The 20,408-nt window shown below is 58.7% G+C and carries 20 protein-coding genes and 3 pseudogenes; 12 read left to right on the plus strand and 11 right to left on the minus strand.

Going from position 1 to position 20,408, the window contains the following annotated elements; genetic code table 11:
- Nucleotides 1–8 precede the first annotated feature (8 nt).
- The 3 genes from V5F23_RS07105 (at nt 9) to V5F23_RS07115 (ending at nt 1,718) form a co-directional block, all read left to right on the plus strand.
- A complete protein-coding gene (locus tag V5F23_RS07105) occupies nt 9–254 on the plus strand; it encodes a hypothetical protein (RefSeq protein ID WP_080922174.1) in 246 nt (81 codons plus the stop codon).
- A gap of 226 nt (nt 255–480) precedes the next feature.
- Nucleotides 481–1,182 carry a transposase gene (locus V5F23_RS07110; protein WP_053146343.1) on the plus strand — a complete coding sequence of 234 codons (702 nt, stop codon included), beginning with the start codon at nt 481–483 and terminating at the stop codon, nt 1,180–1,182.
- Nucleotides 1,183–1,469: 287 nt separating this feature from the next.
- The gene (locus V5F23_RS07115) at nt 1,470–1,718 is read left to right on the plus strand and encodes a MafI family immunity protein (RefSeq protein ID WP_338497843.1); all 249 of its coding nucleotides are present in this window, start codon (nt 1,470–1,472) and stop codon (nt 1,716–1,718) included.
- Between the two features lie 380 nt (nt 1,719–2,098).
- Here the strand turns inward: V5F23_RS07115 and V5F23_RS07120 are convergent, their stop codons facing one another.
- Entirely contained in the window at nt 2,099–3,292 is a 1,194-nt protein-coding gene (locus V5F23_RS07120) for an IS4 family transposase (RefSeq protein WP_338497845.1), read from the minus strand.
- A 213-nt stretch (nt 3,293–3,505) separates the two neighbouring features.
- Between V5F23_RS07120 and V5F23_RS07125 the strand changes: the two genes are divergently transcribed.
- The 3 genes and pseudogenes from V5F23_RS07125 to V5F23_RS07135 all read left to right on the plus strand — a co-directional run bounded on the left by V5F23_RS07125 (nt 3,506) and on the right by V5F23_RS07135 (nt 4,949).
- Nucleotides 3,506–3,916 (plus strand): hypothetical protein, encoded by a 411-nt coding sequence (locus V5F23_RS07125; protein WP_152622967.1) that lies wholly within the window; start codon nt 3,506–3,508, stop codon nt 3,914–3,916.
- Between the two features lie 141 nt (nt 3,917–4,057).
- A pseudogene (locus V5F23_RS07130) lies at nt 4,058–4,219 on the plus strand (transposase); the annotation flags it as partial.
- 205 nt (nt 4,220–4,424) lie between these two features.
- Complete coding sequence (locus V5F23_RS07135) at nt 4,425–4,949, plus strand: hypothetical protein (RefSeq protein ID WP_338497847.1); 525 nt, start codon at nt 4,425–4,427, stop codon at nt 4,947–4,949.
- A gap of 48 nt (nt 4,950–4,997) precedes the next feature.
- On the opposite strand, the gene V5F23_RS07140 is transcribed toward V5F23_RS07135, so the two are convergent.
- Nucleotides 4,998–5,270 (minus strand): hypothetical protein, encoded by a 273-nt coding sequence (locus V5F23_RS07140; RefSeq protein WP_042732337.1) that lies wholly within the window; start codon nt 5,268–5,270, stop codon nt 4,998–5,000.
- A 760-nt stretch (nt 5,271–6,030) separates the two neighbouring features.
- Here V5F23_RS07140 and V5F23_RS07145 point away from each other — a divergent pair.
- Complete coding sequence (locus tag V5F23_RS07145) at nt 6,031–6,288, plus strand: BrnA antitoxin family protein (RefSeq protein WP_042732339.1); 258 nt, start codon at nt 6,031–6,033, stop codon at nt 6,286–6,288.
- Nucleotides 6,289–6,477: 189 nt separating this feature from the next.
- Here V5F23_RS07145 and V5F23_RS07150 read toward each other — a convergent pair.
- Nucleotides 6,478–7,210 (minus strand): annotated as a pseudogene (locus tag V5F23_RS07150) (thioredoxin family protein).
- Between the two features lie 215 nt (nt 7,211–7,425).
- Here V5F23_RS07150 and V5F23_RS07155 point away from each other — a divergent pair.
- The gene (locus V5F23_RS07155; RefSeq protein ID WP_042732336.1) at nt 7,426–7,818 is read left to right on the plus strand and encodes a transcriptional regulator; all 393 of its coding nucleotides are present in this window, start codon (nt 7,426–7,428) and stop codon (nt 7,816–7,818) included.
- A gap of 125 nt (nt 7,819–7,943) precedes the next feature.
- Here the strand turns inward: V5F23_RS07155 and V5F23_RS07160 are convergent, their stop codons facing one another.
- From V5F23_RS07160 to V5F23_RS07170, 3 genes are all read right to left on the minus strand, one after another.
- Nucleotides 7,944–8,810: a DUF6279 family lipoprotein gene (locus tag V5F23_RS07160; RefSeq protein ID WP_042732335.1), complete on the minus strand. Its 867-nt coding sequence runs from the start codon at nt 8,808–8,810 to the stop codon at nt 7,944–7,946.
- 238 nt (nt 8,811–9,048) lie between these two features.
- Nucleotides 9,049–9,759 carry a TorF family putative porin gene (locus V5F23_RS07165; RefSeq protein WP_053146361.1) on the minus strand — a complete coding sequence of 237 codons (711 nt, stop codon included), beginning with the start codon at nt 9,757–9,759 and terminating at the stop codon, nt 9,049–9,051.
- Nucleotides 9,760–9,957: 198 nt separating this feature from the next.
- Nucleotides 9,958–10,146 (minus strand): hypothetical protein, encoded by a 189-nt coding sequence (locus tag V5F23_RS07170; protein ID WP_018607615.1) that lies wholly within the window; start codon nt 10,144–10,146, stop codon nt 9,958–9,960.
- A gap of 338 nt (nt 10,147–10,484) precedes the next feature.
- On the opposite strand from V5F23_RS07170, the gene V5F23_RS07175 reads away from it, so the two are divergent.
- Nucleotides 10,485–11,321 carry a S1-like domain-containing RNA-binding protein gene (locus tag V5F23_RS07175; protein WP_338497851.1) on the plus strand — a complete coding sequence of 279 codons (837 nt, stop codon included), beginning with the start codon at nt 10,485–10,487 and terminating at the stop codon, nt 11,319–11,321.
- Between the two features lie 538 nt (nt 11,322–11,859).
- Nucleotides 11,860–13,211 (plus strand): annotated as a pseudogene (locus tag V5F23_RS07180) (NCS1 family nucleobase:cation symporter-1).
- On the opposite strand, the gene V5F23_RS07185 reads toward V5F23_RS07180, so the two are convergent.
- On the minus strand, nt 13,212–14,384 hold the full coding sequence (locus V5F23_RS07185; protein ID WP_047737710.1) for a YbfB/YjiJ family MFS transporter: 1,173 nt from the start codon (nt 14,382–14,384) through the stop codon (nt 13,212–13,214).
- Nucleotides 14,385–14,486: 102 nt separating this feature from the next.
- On the opposite strand from V5F23_RS07185, the gene V5F23_RS07190 reads away from it, so the two are divergent.
- Both V5F23_RS07190 and V5F23_RS07195 read left to right on the plus strand, forming a co-directional pair.
- Nucleotides 14,487–15,380, plus strand: coding sequence for a LysR family transcriptional regulator (locus V5F23_RS07190; protein ID WP_047737706.1), 894 nt, complete (start codon nt 14,487–14,489; stop codon nt 15,378–15,380).
- A gap of 139 nt (nt 15,381–15,519) precedes the next feature.
- Complete coding sequence (locus V5F23_RS07195) at nt 15,520–15,648, plus strand: PA1414 family protein (protein ID WP_003198971.1); 129 nt, start codon at nt 15,520–15,522, stop codon at nt 15,646–15,648.
- 121 nt (nt 15,649–15,769) lie between these two features.
- On the opposite strand, the gene V5F23_RS07200 is transcribed toward V5F23_RS07195, so the two are convergent.
- The 4 genes from V5F23_RS07200 to speB form a co-directional block, all read right to left on the minus strand.
- A complete protein-coding gene (locus V5F23_RS07200) occupies nt 15,770–17,158 on the minus strand; it encodes a sodium:solute symporter (RefSeq protein WP_042732951.1) in 1,389 nt (462 codons plus the stop codon).
- A gap of 134 nt (nt 17,159–17,292) precedes the next feature.
- Nucleotides 17,293–18,831, minus strand: coding sequence for a cytosine permease (locus V5F23_RS07205; RefSeq protein ID WP_338498867.1), 1,539 nt, complete (start codon nt 18,829–18,831; stop codon nt 17,293–17,295).
- Nucleotides 18,832–18,882: 51 nt separating this feature from the next.
- Nucleotides 18,883–19,308, minus strand: a complete 426-nt coding sequence (locus tag V5F23_RS07210) for a nuclear transport factor 2 family protein (protein WP_042732846.1) — start codon at nt 19,306–19,308, stop codon at nt 18,883–18,885.
- Nucleotides 19,309–19,318: 10 nt separating this feature from the next.
- A complete protein-coding gene (speB, locus tag V5F23_RS07215; RefSeq protein ID WP_053146376.1) occupies nt 19,319–20,269 on the minus strand; it encodes an agmatinase in 951 nt (316 codons plus the stop codon).
- Between the last annotated feature and the right edge of the window lie 139 nt (nt 20,270–20,408).

Consider the following 20,408-nt stretch of genomic DNA (forward strand, 5'->3'; position numbering starts at 1 on the left):
GGTGAATTATGCGTGACTCGAAAACCGGTGAGATAATTATGGTGGCTATCCATCCGAAGTATGGGCCTTTTATTCGGGTTTCAACGTATGAAGATGCAGGTGCGCTAGAAGATTTGCTGGATGAAAAATATTTTGTAGTGTATTGGAAGTCCGTTCCTCATGATCTTGTCGATAGTGGAGGGAATGAATATTATTTTGGTAATGCTGCGGATCCTCTGAAGCTACAGATTATTTTAGATTCAATTTTATTTTGAACTGGGAAAAGAGGAGGAAGATTTGAATGGCACTTCCTTAACGTGTTAGCAAAAAGGGGACAGCAAACAGGGGGCAGATTTATTTTTCAATCCTCTGCCACGCTGAAAGCTTCCAAGGATACAGGAAGCGAATATGCCAAGAATGCGGCGAAAACAGAAAAAGGGGACAGATTTATTTTTCATTCCTCTGCTACGCTGAAAGCTTCCAAGGATACAGGAAGCGAATATGCCAAGAATGGGACGTATTGTTTTACCAAATTATCCGCATCACGTGGTACAGCGCGGCCATAACCGGCAGGTAGTGTTTGCGGCGGCGGAGGATTATCAGCGCTATCTATCTGATCTGCGTGAGCTGAAGGATGCGTTCGGAGTAAAGGTCTACGCCTATTGCCTGATGACGAATCATGTCCATTTGTTGCTAGCTCCAGGGGAGTCGACCGTTGGGCTGGGGCAGTTAATGAAGGCACTGGCTGCCCGTGCGACGCGCTATCGAAATCGATTGGAAGGGCGTTCAGGCACCCTGTGGGAAAGCCGTTACAAATCCAGCGTGGTCCAGTCGGATTCATATTTGCTCGCTTGTAGTCGTTACATTGAGTTGAATCCTGTACGTGCTCGTATGGTCGCTGATGTCGCAGACTATGTATGGTCGAGCTATCGAAGCCGGGTAAGTGATGGGCCTGGTAGGTGCTGGTTAGATGCTGATCCCTGCTTCTTGGCTTTGGGTGATACCCCGCTGGAGCGGCAGCTTCGGTATGGGGAGTTTGTGCGCCAAGCCATTCCGTCTGATCAGCTTCGATTGATCCGCGATGCCTTGCAGCGAGGCCAACTGACGGGAACAAGCCGTTTCGTAGATGAGGTGGAGCGAATTGTTGGTGTGAGGGTAGAGCAGCGAGGGCAGGGGCGGCCGAGGGCTGAGTTGGGAAAATAAATCTGTCCCCTTTGTGCGGAGGACATCTATGGCCGGGAGCCCCAGGAAAAACAGCTTTCCCTGCCTCTTGGAACGGCGATAAGGTCATGCACAATGTTTCTGACTTGGCTACAGATCCTAAAGCTTCGTGGTCGCAATTGACTGGTAAGCCTGGTGCCCAGCTCACCACGAAAGGTAAGCCTGTCCGCTGGGCTGTAGAGGGTGTGCGTGATGGTGTGAATATTCGTGTAATAGTTGAGCCTCATGGAGAGGGGATTATTACTGCATATCCTAAGTAGAGGTATGACGTGCGCGAGCCAGAAGAAATAATAAAAGCAGTCTTGGAAGAGATTTCGGGATGCTTTGGCGACGATACAGAAAAAAATGTCAAAGAGCTTCTCGTATGTGGAGAGCCTGGAGTTGCGCTGGAAGTGCTTTGCTCCCAGTTAGTAGAATTTGACATAGCTATTCCATTTGAAACGAAAGAGCAGCTTGCAATGGTGGCAGGTTTCATGGGAATGGATATTGAGGAGTTGCAAGATTTAAAATCTTTGTAGTTTTTTTGGTGCAAATAGAAAAAGGGGACGGAAAAGGGGACAGATTCTGAGGGATCCCCACAAATCTACTCCAATGCCTGCGCCTCTTGATGAGTCTCTGCGCACAGCACGTGCTCAAGCCTCTCCAAGGTGCTTGTAGGGAAATAATAAAAGAGGACAGATTTATTTTCCGAAAAAAAGGTGCCGGTATGAGGCGTTTGTACGCCAAATTATTCCGACTGATCAGATTCGATTGATCCTCGATGCGTTGCAGCGAGGTAAATTGACGGGTACAAACCGTTTGTGGAGCGGATTGTGGGTGTGCGCGTAGAGCAGCGAGGACAGGGAGGGCGAGGACTGAGTCGGAAAAATAAATCTGTCCCTGAGGGATCCCCACAAATCTACTCCAGTGCCTGCGCCTCTTGATGTACCTCTGCGCGCAGCGCGTGCTCAAGCCTCTCCAAGGTGCTTCGAGAATTTGAACCGCGTCCGCTGCGCGAGTATTCCAAGCCCAGCCGCCACAGCGATAGCACTCGTCGGCGTTTAAGGCTGTTGCTTTGAAAACGGTGCTCATGACCCGCTTCGCGGGCCTGCAACCCTGTTAAACACATGATGTAATTAGCCAGAGCCGAGATCAGCAAAAGCACTTCGATTCGGCGTGGACAGCGACTCCGATGGCGAGTGATGCCTACGCCAAAATACTCACTTTTTACATCCCTGAAGCCTTCTTCTATCTGCATGCGCTGTTTGTAAATGGCCACGATTTTCGATGGGTTCCATTGATCTTCCGGCAGGTTGCTGGCCAACAACCAGGGCTCTCGTTCACGATTGGCCGATTGCCTACTGAGTTTGTTTTTGGCAATTGAGCCGGTGACACGCTGGTGTTTGCGACCCTTTGCCGAATGCCTAACGCAATACAGATGAATGATGTGCGGAGCGCTCTGGGTCATCTCGATCCGTCCCAGTGACTTCGGTGAGGACGATGCCAGAGCGTAGAGGCTTTTAACGGGTACCCAAGTGTCTGCGTCGTTTCGGTAGAGATCCCGATTACGCACACGTCCCACGTAATACCAGCCTTGCGCTTCGACGGCTTTGATCCATGGCCGGCGAAAACCTGCATCAGCCACAAGGATCGGAACGCAGTCTTTGGGGAGTATTTCGGCCAGCGTTTGTAGCAGTCGTTTTTGATATTTCGGACAACCCTCGCGTTCGTGAACACTCTCGTAGATCGGGAACGAACGTCCTGCCAAAGGGATGGCAGCGCGCAACAAAAAGAACTCTCCAGCCGCATCAATAGGTGACCAGTCAACCAGGATCAACGGATGTTTCAGCGAGCTCAGCAATGCTCTCAGCATGACCCAGTAGAACAACGGGCGCTCGGTTTGCAGATGCCGATTACCCAGCAACCGATCCACTCGCTTGATGGTGTGTTTGGGATAGGCTTTGCTCGGCAAGAATCGACCAAGCCCCGTCAGAGTGAGCCGACGTCCTCGGAGTAAAGCGCTGACACAACACATCAACGTTTTCAGACGATGAGAATGAACATCGGGAAGTGCTTGGGCGAGCGCGCTGTGTAAGAATCGGATGGCCTGCATGGGTCGGGATCTTGTTTTGTGTGGTGCAACACAAGCTGCCGATTCATGCAGGTCTCTTCAATATTCCAACTTCTTGATTTTGCGTAAGAAAATTCGGGGATCCCTCAGAATCTGTCCCCTTTTTTTCTTTTTTTCTTTTTTTCTTTTTTTCTTAGACGGTGTGCTGTATAGAAAGCCCTCTAATTTAACGCATATACCCGTGGATTTCTAGATATGAAAAGTATTGCTTACTACTCTGCGCTGCCTGACTCAATGACTAGTGGCGAGCTTTGTTCTGAATTTCTAGAATTATTGGGCGGTCTTGAGTCTGAAGGTGTAAGTAGTGATGATTTTTTAAAGTCATTATTAGAGTTGAGTGATAGGCAATGGCATACCTATAGTCTTTTAGAAGCTAGCCTCAAAGAACGAATTGAGCGATGCTTGATGTCATTGTGGGATGGTTACGATCTAGTTATGACTGAAGATGTGATTGGTATTATGGTGAGATTAGGTCTTGAGGGGATAAGTAACTTTCTGGCCTCGCGCTCACCAAAAGAGGTATCGTCGGAAGTTTTCAACGAGATTTCACGTGCCCTCTCTGAACTAGGCAGTTCAGTTTCAGATCCATTCAGTGGTATGCGTTAAAGGGTACAAAAACAACTGGCGGGGCGGTAGACCGTGCTACTACTGGGATTGAGGGGGAAAAAGGGGAAAAGGAGGGGAAAAGGAGAGAAAAAGGGGACAGATTTATTTTCCGAAAATGGGGGGCGGTATGAGGCATCTGCACGCCAAATTATTTTGGCTGATCAGATTCGATTGATCCGCGATGCGTTGCAGCGAGGCCAATTGACGGGTACAAGCCGTTTCGTAGACGAGGTCGAGCGGATTGTGGGTGCGCGCGTAGAGCGGCGAGGACAGGGGCGGCCGAGAACTGAGTCAGGAAAATAAATTTGTCCCCTTTTTTACTCCAAATTATTTTGGCTGATCAGATTCGATTTATCCGCGATGCGTTGCAGCGAGGTCAATTGACGGGTACAAGCCGTTTCGTAGACGAGGTCGAGCGGATTGTGGGTGCGCGCGTAGAGCGGCGAGCACGGGGGCGACCGAGGACTGAGTCGGGAAAATAAATCTGTCCCTTTTTTGCTTTTTGATCTTGTCGCTGTCAAGTTGCAAAACCAACGTCCGAGACTCTTCCCCAACCCTGCTCAACAACGGTATCCAGCTCCAACAAAACAAAATAGCCGTCGACGCCCAGCATGCCAAGGTCATCATGAAAGCGACAGGCAACGTCGTCCCAGTGGAGTTTTCAATCAGGCGCGCAATGGACCCGGACCAGCGCCTTGATGTGCAGGGAACCGTAGTGGATTCCGGTCGTGGCAAAGTGTTCGGCTGGGTTGTCAAGCTTAACGAAGCGACTCACAGAGCGACCTTGAAGCACTTCCCTCAGTTGGAAGTCCAAGCCGACCCGGACCAGCCATTCGAGGTATCGGGTTACGCCAGCGGTGAGAGTATCAACCGTGGCTACCGCTGTGGTCCGATCAACACCACGTTCACGCCGGAGAAAGGTAAGGTTTACTTGGCGGAGTTTCAGTTTGTGGGTCAGGGTTGTGAGCTGCATGTCTATGCCACCACGCAGCCTCAGCAGCGCATTCCTGTTACGAGCGCACCTAGCCTTTGATTTGGTTTATGAGTGCGAAACGGGCGACCAACAGGTCGCCCATTTTCATTATTCCGCCGCCTGCGCTCGTAACCGCCGTCCAATCACATCCATCACATCACACCCATCGCGCAACGCTATCGTTATCATTTTGCAAAAGTCGGAAAGCACGACGGTGTCGGAGCTGATATCCGAACGAAACGCGATGTTCTCCAACACCTGAGTCACGGTCCGAATACGGTAGTCGGCGGTTTCGAAAAGGACGTCGAGTGGAGCTTCGGTGTCGATGAGCAGGGTGGCGGGGACGCAGTCGATGCCAGTGATGGGCATGTATCGATTCATTTTGAAGATCTCTGTTTGATTGGCTGAAAGCCATCACTCAGTCGTCGCCAAACAATTGGGTGGTGGCTGTGCGCAGGTTGGCGAACCGGTTACAGAGAAAACCGGCAGATCCGAAGATCTCCCGCGCACAGCCGCCGTGGAATATAGCGGCTTTGCGGGTGCGTCGGTACCTGCAATGAGCTGGTAGCTTTCGCATTCTCTGTAGTCGGGTCGCCAAACCCGAATCGCCTTTTGGGGCGATGGGGGACTATAGGCCGACCCATCCCGAGCCACAAGACGCCACTTTCCGAGCTTTGTGTAGGACCTTTGGCCCTGCATCAGTCGGCTTTTGGGGCTGCCGCGGGTCAGGCAAAGCAAGCGACTGCTACGCAGTCGAGCGGGAGCAAGCTCCCTCGCCACGGAGCGATGTCGGCCTAAGGATTGGTTTTTAGCCGTATGAGCAGCCATGTGGCTTGGCGTCTTCATACTTCATCACGGTAGCGGAGCAAGTTCCCGTTTCCTTGACTACGACCTGCTGTAATTCTGTCCGTCTGTTTCGCAGGAGGTTTCCACGTCTGTGCAGGTTCTTTCGTACTTTTTTTCGGGATGCGTCTGATTTCAGAAGAACGGTTTCGGCAGTAGTCTTCGGTGAAGAGGCGCCATGCGTCGAACCATTGGCTTGATCAAATCGATGATTGGCATGGTCGTGTACATCGAGCTGCGGGGCGATGTGATCTGCATCATCTCCTTCCGAAAAGCCATAAGCAGGAGGCCATACGGTATGGCGAAAACATCGAAAACTGACTGGGAGCGCCTGGCCAAGTTGAATGACCCGAACATCGATACCAGCGATATTCCTGAGCTGGGTGAGGATTTCTTCCGCCGCGCGGAGCTGCGTGTTCCAACAAAACAAGCGGTGACCATTCGCCTCGACTCCGATGTGCTGGAGTGGTTCAAGGGGCAGGGCGCTGGTTACCAGACGCGCATCAATCAACTTCTGCGTCAGTACATGCAAGCGCAGCAAAACCACCGGCAATAAAGGATCCAGCAATGAAACGGGCGAATCAGGTCGTCCGTTTTCATTATTGTTCTTCCTGCGGCCGCAATCGTTTCCAATCACATTCAAGTGGTGGTGTTGATTCAGGCATCGCGGGCGCCTGCTACGCAGTCGAGCGGGAGCGAGCTCCCTCGCCACAGGGGTCGCGCTCGACTTGTGCGGGTTGGCGCATCAGTCGTGGCAGCAGCTGTGTGGCTTGGCCTCGTCGTACTTATCGTGATGCCGTACCCAGTCCCATGATTTCGTCCTCATTACGACCCTTCGGCGTGAGGTCGAGGTAGTGGTAGGTCCCGACCAGCATGTCCAAACCTCGGGCATAGGTGGAGTAGGTGTGAAAGATCTCGCCGGCTTGGTTGCGATAGAAGACGCTCAGGCCTGGGAGTTCGCCTTCGGCGGTGTCGGTTTTTTCGTAGTTGTAGGTGGCCGTTCCGGCAGCGGTGTCTTCGGCTTTGAAACTGACGCCGAAGTCGTCGTTGAAGTCGCAACCGTTTGAGGAGACCCAGTCGAAGGCCCAGCCCATGCGCCGCTTGAACGGCTGGAATTCGGCGAACGGCGCGCGGGAGACGGCGACCACTGCCACGTCGTGATGGGCGAGGTGTTGGTTGGCGCCGTCGATGTGGTCGGACAGGAAGGAGCAACCGTGGCAACCTTCTTTCCAGCCGGGGCCGAACATGAAGTGGTAGACGACCAGTTGGCTGCGGTCGCCGAACAGGTCGGCCAGGCTGAGTTCGCCGTGGGGGCCCTGGAAGCGATAGGGTTTGTCGATCTTGACCCAGGGCAGGGCGCGGCGTTCGGCGCTGAGTCTGTCCCGTTCGCGGGTAAAGGCTTTTTCGTGGGCCAGGTGTTCGCGGCGCGCAGCGAGCCATTCTTCCCGCGAGACGACTGGATGATTCTCGACGTTCATGATGATTTCTCCTGTAGTCAGGGTCGTTCAGCAGGTGCTTGTGTCAGTGGTCGTTTGGCCGTGTGTGAATTCGACAGACCGTTGGTCGGCAGATGAAATGGCCCGTCGGGAAGCCCAGCTGAACGGCGGCGCAGCGTCTCGGTCACACCCTTAGTGTCTTTATTTGCGAAACAGGACACTGGGAAGGCATCTCATTCTTTGGAGGATGGACCAGGATGACGACTTATAACTGGGACTTGATCGAACGGTTGCTGCACGAAGTGCAGAACGGCGCCGGCCACAGCTTTACCCCTCGGCCTTATGCGGAGCAGCACGCGGCGGCCAAGGCGGCGCAGGGCGAGGAGATCGAGAATCTCGATCATCTGAAAGCGGTTGCCGGGGAGTATGAAAAGCTGCTGCTGGAGCGTGGCTTCATTGAACCGCGGCCGGAGGAAGAAGGCGGTAATGGCGAGAACTTCGTGCTCACGCCCCGCGGTTCGCGCTTGCTGAGCCTGATTGACAGCAGCATTCCGGGCAATGATCACCCACGCCAGGTGCTGGATGAGCAGGACGATGCGCTGGATGAGTTCACGTTCGATGACTTGGCTTCGAAGGCGCAGATTGCTTGATGGGTGTGCGCCTTGTTTGTGGGAGCAGGCTTGCCCGCGAATGCGCCGTGTCAGCCAACATGATCGTTAGCTGGTAGATCGCATTCGCGGGCAAGCCCGCTCCCACATTGGATTTTTTTGTGGTTTCAAGAGCGTGCCGATTTCAGGCATTTCAGGTCGCTGAAGTCCTTCTTCACCCCGTCGATTTTCTTCAGCAAACGCTCGCGCTGGGGCGGGGTGCTGTCGGCCAGCAGGTCGATCAACAGGCTGAGGGCCTGGGCTTCGGTCTTGCTGAAGGCTTCGCGATAGGCCGGGGTCCAGAGGCTTTCGCGGTTGACCAGCAGTTGCTCGATGCGCTGCGGGAAATCGGGGCTGTGGCGTTGGGCCACGGCTTGGCTGAACTGGTTCTGCCAGTGGGCGCGGTTGGCGATCCACTGTTGGTTCTGGTCGCCGAGGGCAGTGGACCATGCCATCACACGTTGACGCTGAGCCTCGTTGATTGGGCCGAGCCAGTCGTTCAGGCGTTTCTCCATGCGTTTGCTGCGCGCCTGGATTTGCTCCTGCAATGACGGCTTGAGGTATTCCTCCTGGCGCTTGCGCTGGTCCTTGACGAAGGCGGCGTCCATGTCCGCCACTTGTTCGTCGCTAAGCCCCTGGAGCAACTGGATGGCCGACGGGGTGATTTCCCGGGCGGTTTCGGCGATGGCGGCCTTGGCTTCCTGAGTGCGCTGTTGCAGGGCGGCATCGGTCACCCGGTTGGTTTGCACCATGGTCTTGAGGCGGTCCAGCCAGTCGAGGTAGCCCGGTAGCTGCGTGGTGCAGTGCCAACTCAGGTGTTGCTTGAGGCGTTCGTTGAACCAGTCTTTTTGCTCGCCGTTGATTTCCAGGTAGTCATTGAGGGTCCACGGGATGATCAGGTCGAGGTTGCGGTAGGCCAGGCCTACCCGGCTGCAGGCGGTGAGCGTCAATAGCACGGCGATGAACAGGGCGGTGCGTGTTAACCAGCGCGACATGAGCGAGTCCTTGCGAGGGCGTAGGTGCTTTGTTGGAGCATTGCAGACGCGCGGCAGTTCAGCCGATTAAAAGCGTAACGCCTAGGATGTGTACGAAATAGTTTGAAACGCAGGTTAGGCAAGGCAAAAACCGGCTTGGAACGACCGGGGTCGCGCTCGACTTGACTGGTTGTCAATGAGCATTCCGAGCCGGTTTTTAACGCCGCATAACCAAGTTTCAAGCTATTTCTTACATAGCCTAGTAAAAAGGGTGGGCCATCTTGAGGGTCAGCAGGCTGTCGCACTGGCTGTTGTGCCCGGAATAGGCCGAGCAGCTGCTGCCGCTGAGGCTCGAGTCGCTGTAGATCAGGTCCAGGTCGAGGCCTTTCCAGGGGCGGGAAATTTTCAGCGACCAGTCACTGAAGCTGCTGACATAACCGTTGTCCACCGACACGGGCGTGTTGAGCTGGTGGGTGGTGTACTTGGCGCTGATGCCGATGCCGAAGGGCACGTTGCCGCCGAGGTCGGCAAACAGCGTGCTGTTCAGCTTATCCGGATCGTTGCTCAAGGCAGCACCGAAGCGGCTGCCGAGCACGGTCAGGCCGCCGAAGAATTCCTGGCTGTCGAGGGTATCGGCGGTGGGATAGCTGTAATGGATCAGGCCGACTTCATAGCCAAGCGTCTGGTCGAAGGGGTGTTTAAAGCCCATGTAGGAATCGACTTCAAGGTCCGACGTCAGACCGGCGCTCGGGGACCATTGGCCGGCGTACCAGCCGCTGTCGTGGCTCAGGTCCAGGCCGCCATGGAACGAGCCGGTGCTCGATTGGGTCACCAGGCCCTGGGCCATGCTGCGGGTCGGCGTGGTGCCAAGCTTGAGGTCGAAGTCGCCAAGCTCGCGCTGGAAGACCTGCCCATAGGCCAGGGAACATGTCATCAGGCTGGTCGTCAGCACAGCAACAGGAAAGCGCATGCTTCACTCCGGAATTAGCGAGGAGCAGGAACGGAAACTAAGCTGAAACGCTTGAGCTAGAGAGGTGCAAGGATACCGGCGAATACTCGGCAGCGATGGCCGTTCGTCGATTCGTGGGAAATGCAGGAGGCAGGGAAGGGATTTTCCAGTCCAAGCGCTTCGAAGCTCAAAGCGCTTTGGGACAAGGTGAGGCGCAGGTTACTTCTTGCCCAGGCTGATCTGCTTGGACGGGCCGAACGTCTGGCCGCTGACACCTTTGGCAATTTGCTGGATCTCGCCGCCGGACTTGAGGAATGCCGCGATCTGGTCGTTGATCGACTCGCTGGTTTCAACGGCTGGAGCTGGCTTTGCTTTGCTGTTGGATGCTTTTACGCGCATGACGGCCATTAACCTATAGATCATTAATTGGGCCAGGCATCGTACAGGAAATACTTGACAATAGCTTGGGAAATATCCCCCGCGAGGCCTACTGCCCAAGTGCAAATGGCACCCGGATAATCCAGCCATTGTTGCCCTAACCCTCTGTTTTTAAATAACAACGGTTCGGAAATATAACGCCGCGGGCCGGCGTTCGGCTCCGTCACTGGTCTGACGAATGGCCACTGTTCGCGCGAAAAGCCAGGAAAATCAACGGTTGCGCGGGGCTTCCCGGCAAAGCGCGTGACGGCCACGAACCGCGCCGCAAAACCGGGTAGAATGCCGCCCACGCAATGAGGGTATTGGAAATGGCTTTAATCGGGCGCTACAACAGTCTGCAAGTGGTTAAACACACTAATTTCGGTTTATATCTGGACGGCGGGCCGGACGGCGAAATTCTGCTGCCCAACCGTTATATCCCCAAGGATATTTCCAGCGAAGATGAAGACTGGCTCAATGTTTTTATTTATTTGGACAGCGATGACAAACTGATCGCGACCACGGAAAAGCCCAAAGTCCAGGTCGGTGAGTTCGCCAGCCTGAAAGTGGTTGAAGTCAACAGCATTGGCGTGTTCCTCGACTGGGGCCTGCCCAAGGACTTGCTGCTGCCGTACTCCGAGGAAAAGCGCCAGTTGAGCGCTGGCGATTACTGCGTGGTGCACGTCTACCTCGACAAGCACACCCGCCGCATTACCGCCACCGCTCGCCTGGACCGTTACCTGGACAAGACACCGGCCAACTACACGCCGGGCCAGGAAGTGGATTTGCTGGTGGCCGAGGCCACCGACATGGGGTTCAAGGCGATCATCAACAACAAGCACTGGGGCTTGATCCACAAGAACGAAATCTTCAAGTTCATGCGTGCCGGCAAGCAGGAAAAAGGCTTCATCAAGGAAGTCCGTCCGGACGGCAAGATCAGCTTGAGCCTGCAGCCGGTGGGCCAGGAAGCCGCCACCAGCCTGAACGCCAAGATCCTCGCCAAGCTGCGCGAGAACAACGGCACCCTGGCGGTCAGCGACAAGAGCGATCCGGCGCTGATCAGCAGCCTGTTTGGCGTGAGCAAGGGCAACTTCAAGAAAGCCATTGGCGCGCTGTACAAGAATGGGCAGATTGTCATTCATGCTGATCGCATTGAATTGAGCTGAGCACCCATCGCGCTTGCTGCCCTGTGGCACAAAGCATGTGCCTCTGGGCAGCAATCTGTATCTCCTGTGGCGAGGGAGCTTGCTCCCGCTGGGTCGCGAAGCGGCCCCTCGACCATGCCCCTCGGTGTGTCAGTTTTGATTGAGCACACGTGTTTTAGGCCTGCTTCGCAGCCCAGCGGGAGCAAGCTCCCTCGCCACGAGATCTTCGCTGTATACAAAAAACTGCACCTTCAGCATGCACCCACGCCCTGTTCGTGGGCGTAGGCGCCTGCCTGGGCGGTTGCATCCTTCGCTGTACACCGCGTTTTGTCGCATATCTTCTCTCTATGGCACGCATTCTGCGTAGTGCTTCGTATACAAACCATGCCGGCTCCCGTGCGCAGTATGGTGAGCAGGTTGATGCGGGGGCACGGCGGTACTCAAAAGGAGCCCCGCAATGTCCAAGCAATTGCCCAACGGCTACAGCCCACGCCTCTACAACGAGGACCTGGGCCCGCTGCCGCAGAAATGGAATTGGTACAACATCTTCGCGTTCTGGATGAGCGACGTGCACAGCGTGGGTGGCTACGTCTTTGCCGCCAGCCTGTTCGCCTTGGGCCTGGCCAGTTGGCAGGTGTTGATTGCCTTGCTGGGCGGGATTTGCATCGTGCAGTTGATCGCCAACCTGGTCGCCAGGCCGAGCCAGCAGGCGGCGGTGCCGTACCCGGTGATCTGTCGGCTGGCGTTCGGGGTCTTCGGGGCGAACATTCCGGCGGTCATCCGCGGTTTGATTGCCGTGGCCTGGTATGGCATCCAGACCTACCTGGCTTCCAGCGCGTTGATCATCGTGGTGCTGCGGTTCTTTCCTTCAATGCAAGCCTACGCCGAGCCGCAGTTTGCCGGCCTGTCCTACCTGGGCTGGTTCGGTTTCCTCGGCCTTTGGTGCGTCCAGGCGTTGGTGTTCTGGACGGGGATGGACTCGATCCGCCGGTTCATCGACTGGGCCGGGCCAGTGGTCTATGCGGTGATGTTCCTGTTGGCCGGCTGGATCGTGTGGAAGGCCGGTTGGAGCAACATCAGCTTCACGCTGGCGGAAAAGTCCTTGTCGGGCTGGCAGGCGGTCGGCCAGGTGATCGTGGCGACGGCGCTGGTGGTGTCGTACTTTTCCGGTCCGACCCTCAATTTTGGCGATTTCAGCCGTTATTGCCGGAGCATGTCTGACGTGCGCCGAGGCAATTTCTGGGGGCTACCGTGAATTTCCTGGCGTTCTCCCTGGTCACGGTAGTGATTGTTTCCGGGACCCTGCCCGTGTTCGGCGAAATGCTCCACGACCCGATCGCCACCGTGGCGCGCATCGACAACGATGTGGCTGTGCTGCTGGGGGCCTTTGCCTTCGTCACCGCGACCATCGGCATCAACATCGTCGCCAACTTCGTGTCCCCCGCGTTTGACTTCGCCAACGTCGCGCCGAGCAAGATCAGTTGGCGCGCGGGCGGCATGATTGCCGCCGTGGCCTCGATTTTCATCACGCCGTGGAACCTGTTCAACGACCCGGAGGTGATCCACTACACCCTGGACGTGCTGGCGGCGTTCATTGGCCCGTTGTTCGGGATCCTGCTGGCGGACTACTACCTGATCAAGAAACAGCACATCGATGTGGATGCGCTGTTCAATGACGGGCCAAGCGGGCGTTATTACTACAGCGGCGGCATCAACTGGACGGCGGTCAAGGCCATGATTGCGGCGACGCTGGTGGGGGTGGCGATTACCTTTACGCCGGTGCTGCAACCGATGGCTAACTTTGCCTGGTTCACCGGTTGCCTGCTTGGGGGCGCGCTGTACTTCGCCCTGGCGCGGCGCGAGTCGATCCTGCAGCGCGGTCCCTCGCTCAACCCGGCCGGCCAGGCCTGATCAACGCAGGATGGTGCGAGGGCAGGGGCTCGCCGCAGCCTGGCTGGCGGGCCGCAGCAACAGCCCGCCGGCCAGCACCAGGCCGCTGCCGGCGATGATCAGTGCCGGTTGCAACCCACCGCTGAAATGGCTGCTCAGTGCCGCGAGCAGTGGGCCGCTGAGCTGGCCCACGGCAAAGCAGGCGGTCAGCAACCCGGCGTTGCGCTGGGTGGCGTGGGGAGCCAGTTCCCGCGAGCGCAGCATCACCAGTTGCATACAGGCCAGGAACGGCGCGCCGCAGAGTAGGACCCCCAGTGCCAGCCCCAAGCCGCTGCCCAGCAGGCAGGCGAACACCCCGGCGGCCTGCAGCCAGAGCGTGCCGATCAACCAGCGACCGGTGGTGTTCGGGTCCGGGCGACGCCGGCTGACCAGCAGCACGCCCAGCGCGGCGGCCAGGCCAAAGCTGGGCCAGAACAGGTCAGCCTGCCATTGCCCGTGGAATTGGGCCGAGGCCATTTGCGACAGAAACGTGGCCGGGATGATGTAGCCCACGCCGTAGAGGGCGTACACCACACCAAGGCGGGCAATGCCACGGCTGGGTGAATGGCGGGGCGGCGCTGCGACGGCGGCGGTTGCGGCGGGCTGCGGCAGGATCGGCAGGATTCCGAGCAGCATCGCCAACGCCACGCCGGCGTAGACCAGCCACAGGGTGGCGGAGGCCTGGCCCAGCAGGTTCGAGCCCAGGGCGAGCAAGCCGGTCAGCGCAATCCCCAGGCCTGGGCCGGCAAACACCAGGGCACCGAGGCGAGGGCGTCCGGCCGCCGCGGCCAAGGGCTGGCTCAAGGCCGTGATCATCACCAGCACCCAGGCACTCGCCACGCCCGTGCCGAAACGCAGCGCCAGGTGCGGCCAGAAGCCCCAGGCCCAGAACGATGCCAGGGTCAGCAGCACGCACAGCCACAGGCCGCCGAGCAACCGGCGCCTCACCTGTTCCGCACGACGGGCGAACATCGCATCCAGCGCGCCGAGGAAGTAACCCAGGTAGTTGGCGGCGGCAATCAGACCGGCGGCGGTCAAGTCGACCTGGCCCTCGCCGATGAGATGAGGTAACTGGGGCGTCAGGGCAAAGCGACCAATGCCCATGGCCATCATCAAGGCGATGAAGCTGCCGAGCAGGCGAGTGAGAGGTGACATGTCGTTCTCCAGCGTCGAGGCGAATGACTGTCAGGCTAGAACCGATTGACTTTCATTAAAAATGAATAATAGTGAGTGACTTGTTCTTTTTTGGAGAATGTCGTGGAGTTCAGCCAATTGCGGATTTTCCAGGCCGTGGCCGAGGAAGGATCCATCACCCGGGCGGCCGAACGCTTGCACCGGGTGCCGTCGAACCTCTCGACCCGGCTCAAGCAGCTGGAAGAACAGCTGGGGGTGGATCTTTTCTTGCGCGAGCGTCAGCGCTTGCAGTTGTCACCGGCGGGAAAAGTCCTGCTGGACTATGCGAGCAAGCTTTTTGCCCTGCACGACGAAGCCCACGCGGCGGTGCAGGGTGGGCAACCGGCCGGGGATTTTGTGTTGGGCACGATGTACAGCACCGCGGCGATTCACTTGCCGGACCTTCTGGCCGCTTATCACCGTACTTACCCGGCGGTGAACCTGCAGGTGCAGTCCGGGCCCAGCGGCGAACTGCTCGAAGGCTTGCTCACCGGGCGCCTTGATGCCGCGCTGGTGGATGGCCCGCTGGAGCTGGCGGGGCTGGACGGCGTGCCGCTGTGCGACGAGCGGCTGGTGGTGATCACCGAGGCCGATCACCCGCCGGTGCGCAGTGCGCTGGATGTCCAGGGGCGCTCGGTGTTCACGTTTCGCCGGGGCTGTTCGTACCGCATGCGCCTGGAAGCCTGGTTTGCCCATGACCACGCGACCATGGGCCGGGCGATGGAGATCGAGTCTTACCAGGGGATGCTGGCGTGTGTGATCGCTGGCTCCGGGGTGGCGTTGTTGTCCGAGTCGATGCTGGCCAGCATGCCGGGCCGCGAGCGGGTGACGGTGCACCCCTTGGCCGAGCCGTTTGCCAGCGCCACGACCTGGCTGATGTGGCGTAAGGGCATGGTGGGCGCCAACCTGAATGCCTGGATTGAATTGCAACAACAGGCCTGGCCGCGCGTGCCTGCGGTGACGGCTCGATCGGCTTGAACTCCGGGCGTGGGATTTGGATCAATTCAGTAACAGATCATTGCAAACTGAGACGAGCATTGCGTAACACATCGGACTATTATCAGAGCGAAGGGGCCATAGCATTCTGCCGCTCGTATTACCCTGAGGGGGCACCACGATGAAAGAGAAAATCCAGAACTGGCTTCACGACCTGGGTGTTGCGCTTGGCTTGATCGAACCGCCGATGCAGCCGGTCCCGATCCGTACCGATGACGAGCAACGCCGCCGCCAGCCGCGCCGCCGCTGATTAGCTGTCAGGTCGGTTTTTGTGGGAGCGAGCCTGCTCGCGAATGCGTTGTATCAGCGTAAGTGGTGGCTGATACGTCGCCATCGCGAGCAGGCTCGCTCCCACAGTCGTTTACCGATTATCAGACCATCTTCGCCACCGCATTCGCTCGTGGCGACAACAGGCTTACCACCACAAAACTCACCAGCGCCACGCTCAGGCTGTAGTAGATCGGCGTGTTGGCGTCCAGGCCGTCCTTGACCATGAAGAACAACGCCGTCAGGAAGCCCAGCGACATGCTGCTGATCGCGCCGGCGGTGGTGGCGCGTTTCCAGTAGATGGCGCCAATCAACGGGATCAGCATGCCGCCCACCAACAGGTTATAGGCCAGGGTCAGGGCGCTGATGACGTCACTGACCACCAGGGCGATAACCAACACCAATGCCCCCATCAGCAGGGTGGCGATGCGGTTCTCGTGGACATCGCCGCTGCCGCCTTCACGGCCTTGGCGCAAACGTGGCAACAGGTCCTGCACCACCGTGGTGGACGCCGCGAGCAGGCCGGCTGCGGCGGTGGACATCAAGGCCGCCAGGGCAGCGGCGACCACCAGCCCGCGAATTCCATTGGGCAGGCTGGTCTGGACCACGCTGGCAAAGGCGTTGTTGACGTTGGCAAGGTCCGGCAGCAACACCTTGGCGGCCATGCCGATCAATGCCCCGGCCAGGCCGTAGAGCACACAATATAGGCCGGCGGCGGTGCCGGCCACTTTCGCCACGCCTTCGCTGCGAGCGGTGAACACCCGCTGCCAGATGTCCTGGCCGATGAAAATCCCGAAGAAGTAGATCAGGAAGTAGGTAAGGATGGTGTCCCAGCCAATGGCGGTGAAATCGAAGTAACTGGCCGGCAGTTTCGCCACCATCGCATCCCAACCGCCGGCGTCGACGATGGACATCGGCATCAGCAGGAACACCAGGCCGATGGTCATGATCAGAAACTGCACGATGTCGGTGAGGGTCAGCGACCACATGCCGCCGATGGTGGAGTACAGCACCACCACGCCACCGCCCACCAGGATCGAGACCCAGAAGGGCAGGCCGAACAGCACTTGCATCACCGTGCCGATGGCGATGGTCGAGGTGGCGCCGATCATCAACGCATACACCAGCATGATCAGCGCACTGGCGTGACGCGCGGCCGGGTTGTAGCGGCGCTCCAGCACCTGGGTCACGGTGTAGATCTTGAGTTTGAGCAGCGGCTTGGCCAGAAACAGGCTCAGGCCGACGATGCCCAGGCCGATGGCGCCGCACAGCCAGAAGCCGGAAATCCCATGGACATAGCCCAGGCGCACGGTGCCGATGGTGGACGCGCCGCCCAGGACCGTCGCGGCCATGGTGCCCAGGTAGAAGCCCGGGCCGAGGTTGCGTCCGGCGACCAGGTAGTCGTCGCGGGTCTTGGCGCGACGCATGCCATACCAGCCCAGGGCGATCATGCCCGTGGCGTAGAGAAGAACGACGATTAAGTCCAAAGCCATGGTGGCGAGTCTCCGATTGTCTTTTTATAGGAAGGTCGGGATGAGTGATGCCCTTGTGGCGAGGGGATTCATCCCCGTTGGGCTGCGAAGCAGCCCCAAAATAGTCAACTCAATCTGGCTGGCACACCGAGGTGTCAGGGTTTGGGAGCGCTGCGCGCTCCAGCGGGGATAAATCCCCTCGCCACAGGTTCTGTGCTCGGCTGGTTTTTGCTACGCGGATCCTGCGGCCCATACACCGCCGCCGGCTCGGCGAACAGCCCAAGCAACACCAGGTACACCACCGACGCCAGGCCCAGGGTCACCGGCAGGCTGATGTCGATGCCACCGGCCAGTTCACCCAACGGGCCGACGAACTGCCCCGGCAGGTTGACGAAGCACAGCCCGACCAGTGCGCTGGGGATCCACGCCCCCAGGCCGCGCCAGTTCCAGCCATGGTTGAACCAGTAGCGTCCGCCGGTTTCGCCTCGGGTGAACACTTGCAGATCGTCGGGGCAGTAGAAACCGCGTCGCACCAGCAGGCCGATGATCATGATCACCATCCACGGGGTGGTGCAGGTGATGATCAGCACGGCGAAGGTCGACACGCTCTGCACCAGGTTCGCGGCGAAGCGCCCGATGAAGATGAAGGCAATCGACAGCACGCCGATCAGCAACGTCGCCTTGACCCGCGACAACAGCCGTGGGAACACGCTGGACATGTCCAGCCCGGTGCCATACAGCGACGTGGTGCCGGTGGACATGCCGCCAATCACCGCAATCAGGCACACCGGCAGGAAGAACCAGCTCGGCGACACCGCCAGCAGCCCGCCCACGTAGTTGTTCGCCGCGATGTAGTCCGGGGCCTTGATCGCCACGATGGTGGCGGTGGCGAGGCCGAACAGGAACGGGATCAGGGTGGCCAGTTGTGCGGCGATCACCGCCAGCATGATGCGTTGCTTGGAGGTGTGGCGCGGGATGTAGCGCGACCAGTCACCGAGGAACGCGCCGAAGGAAATCGGGTTGCTCATGGCCACCAGCGCCGCGCCGATGAACGCCGCCCAGAAGCCCGGTTGACCAAACCCGACAGTGCCGGCGAACTGGCTGTCGAAGCTCGGCGCGAACGCCACGATGCCCAGCAGGAACAACAGGCTGGCGGCCCATACGGCCACGCGGTTGACCCACAGCATGAAGCGAAAGCCGTAGATGCACACCGTCAACACCAGCAGGGCGAACAGGCCGTAGGCCAGGCCCAGGCTCAGGTCGGTTTCCGGGACGCCGACCAGCCGCTTGGCGCCGCCGATCAATGCGTCCCCGGAGCTCCACACCGACAACGAGAAGAACGCGATGGCGGTCAGCAGCGACAGGAACGAACCGACGATCCGACCATGCACGCCGAAGTGCGCACCGGAGGACACCGCGTTGTTGGTGCCGTTGAGTGGGCCGAACAGGCCCATGGGGGCGAGGATGATCGAACCCACCAACACCCCCAGGACGATCGCCCAGGCGCCGGCCTGGAACGACAGGCCGAACAGCACTGGGAAACTGCCCAGCACGGCGGTGGCGAAGGTGTTGGCGCCGCCGAAGATCAGGCGAAACAGATCGCCCGGGCCGGCGGTGCGTTCGTGGTCCGGGATCTGTTCGACCCCGTTGGTTTCGATTTGCGTGAGGCTGTTTTCATTATTGTTATGCATGATCTGCTCCGATCATCGAGGCGCGTTCATCGAAGGTGGACGTCGCCTGTTTGGCTAAGGGGGTGGCAGCCCTTCCGGCATGGCGGACAAATGTTCATGGCAGGCCAGCCAAAGGCCCTGTTGTTCTTGTGTGCGTCCTTCCTGCTTGCGGAACAGGATGGTTTCGCGCTCCTGGCTAAAGTGTCGCTCCCCTTGCAAGCGCAGCTCGGTGGCCACGTCATGGATGAAAACCGCCACGTCACCTTGCAGGCTGACGAAGGCGTTGCTCGAGGTGCACGCCAGCACCTCGAAGCCATCCTCGGACCGCCAGCGATCCCACAACGCCTGGTAGGCATCGCGTGACAGCAACGGCTGTTCGAGGGTGTGGAACACGAAGCTCGCATCGGCGGTGAACGCGCCGAAGTAAGCCTCGCGGTCGTTGCGGGCGAAGGCCGCCACCAGTTCGGCGGCGGCCAGCAGGACTTGCTCGCGTTCGTTCATGGCGCGCCCCTCAGCGATGAGCCACGCCAGGCAGTACGCAGAGCATCTCGTACAGCAGGTTGGCGCCCAGCAGTGAGGTATTGCCGGTGGTGTCGTACGGCGGCGAGACTTCTACCAGATCGCAACCGACCAGGTCGAGGCCCTGGCAGCCGCGCACGATTTCGATCGCCTGGATGGTGGTCAGGCCGCCGATTTCCGGGGTGCCGGTGCCTGGGGCCCAGGCCGGGTCGATGCCGTCGATGTCAAAGCTCAGGTACACCGGGCCGCCCCCGACCTTCTCCCGGACTTCAGCCATCAGCGGCGCCAGGGAACGGTGCCAGCACTCTTCGGCCTGGACCACGCGAAAGCCCTGGCGGCGGCTCCAGTTGAAGTCATCGGCGGTATAGCCCTGGGCGCGCAGGCCGATCTGCACCACGCGATCGCAATCGAGCAGGCCTTCTTCCACGGCCCGGCGGAACGTGGTGCCGTGGGCGATCTTCTCGCCGAACATGTGGTCGTTCACGTCGGCGTGGGCGTCGATGTGCACCAGGCCGACCTTGCCGTGTTTCTTGTGAATGGCCCGCAGGATCGGCAGCGTGATGGTGTGGTCGCCGCCCAGGGTCAGGGGGATGACGTCGTGTTCGAGGATGGTGTGGTACGACTCTTCGATGATCCGTACCGCGTCCAGCAGGTTGAAGGTGTTGATTGCCACGTCGCCGATGTCGGCGACCGACAGCGAGTCGAAGGGCGCAGCGCCGGTGGCCATGTTGTAGGGGCGGATCATCACCGATTCGGCGCGGATCTCGCGGGGGCCGAAACGGGTGCCGGCGCGCAGGGAGGTGCCGATGTCCAGCGGCACGCCGACGAAGGCAGCGTCCAGGCCGGCGGCGGTGGGCACGTGGGGAAGGCGCATCATGGTGGCGATGCCGCCGAAGCGCGGCATTTCGTTGCCGCCCAGTGGCTGGTGAAGAATCTTGTCCACGGGTAGGGCCTCATCGTTGTTTTATTTATCAGGGGCCGATTCTGCGAAAAGCCGTGGCGCTGAAAAATCGCTGGGGGCAAATACTTAGTTCAGATTTTTCTAAACTAATGTGGGGTAGGGCGATAGACTCCGCGTCAGC

The sequence above is a fragment of the Pseudomonas sp. WP18 genome, assembly GCF_036689585.1.
Lineage (GTDB): Bacteria > Pseudomonadota > Gammaproteobacteria > Pseudomonadales > Pseudomonadaceae > Aquipseudomonas > Aquipseudomonas chlororaphis_E.